The 1,109-nt window shown below is 55.3% G+C and carries 2 protein-coding genes; both read right to left on the bottom strand.

Annotated features, from left to right (window positions below; translation table 11 throughout):
* Positions 1-742, bottom strand: a 742-nt coding sequence (locus K9857_RS30220; RefSeq protein ID WP_263488184.1) for an IS3 family transposase, incomplete at its 3' end; no start/stop codon positions are given.
* Positions 739-1,044, bottom strand: coding sequence for a transposase (locus tag K9857_RS30215; RefSeq protein ID WP_224542228.1), 306 nt, complete (start codon positions 1,042-1,044; stop codon positions 739-741). The genes K9857_RS30220 and K9857_RS30215, both read right to left, overlap by 4 nt.
* Between the last annotated feature and the right edge of the window lie 65 nt (positions 1,045-1,109).

Genomic DNA, 1,109 nt, shown 5'->3' with positions numbered 1-1,109 from the left:
TGGCTTTTTCAATCGTGGGATAGCCTTCGCCAGGCACCCACTCTGACTTCAACGTGCCGAAGAAGCGCTCGGTAGGCGCATTATCCCAGCACTGTCCTCTGCGGCTCATGCTCTGGACTATGCCGTGTAGCTCGAGCGCAGCCTGGAATTTCCGGCTGGAGTACTGGCAACCCTGATCCGAGTGAAATATCAAACCAGTGGGTGTTCCTCGGACCTCCACGGCCATTTTCAGGGCTTTGGTCACCAGGTGGGCGTCGTTGATCAAAGAGAATGCCCATCCAACAACACGCCGTGCAAATAGATCAATCACGACTGCCAGATGGAACCAGCGCTTGCCGACCAACAGGCTCGTAACGTCGCCGCACCAGACTTGATTGATCGCGGCCGGCTGAAAATTGCGCTCAAGCCGATTCGGCGCAATGAACGCCTCGACACCTCTGGATCGAAAGGGATGCGGACGACGCTGCTTGCTGGCCAGGTTTGCTTCCATCATCAGCTTGCCCGCCAAATGCCTACCCACAGTGATCTGCTGGGCTTTCAAGTACTCCGACATCATCCTCGCTCCGAGACTTTCTCGGCTTTCGGCGTGCAGCTCCACCACTTTCGCCTTCAGTACTTCACGCTTGCTGTCTGGCACTGAGCGGCGCGAGCACCACTCATAAAAGCCACTGCGTGAAACACCAAAAACGTTGCAAAGGATGGCTGTCGGATACAAGCCTGACCCTCTCAGTTCCTCGATCAACGAAAACGATCGGGATCCGACATCAAGAGAGCCGTAGCCTTTTTTAAGATCTCGGCCTCCATCTCAAGGCGCTTGATCTTGGCCCGAAGCTCCTGGAGCTCCTTTTGCTCCGCAGTAATGGCCTTGGTTCCCGGAACGGGCTGACCTTTGCGCTCTTTACGAACTTGCTCAATCCACCGGCGCAGAGCAGTAGGCCCCACATCCATCGACGCACAGACATCTGGAACCGAGCAGTTATCGTCAAGAACCATGCAGGCAGCACGCATCTTGAACTCGCGGGTATAGGTTTTACGTTCTTGCATGGAACCTCCTGAATGGGCGAATCATATCGCCCTAAAGAGGTGTCCGGGATTATTAGGCCAGTTCA

Source organism: Pseudomonas sp. REP124 (assembly GCF_020164475.1).
GTDB lineage: Bacteria > Pseudomonadota > Gammaproteobacteria > Pseudomonadales > Pseudomonadaceae > Aquipseudomonas.
The sequence above is the reverse complement of the archived record's forward strand: the minus strand, read 5'-3'. Positions and strand labels throughout refer to the sequence as shown.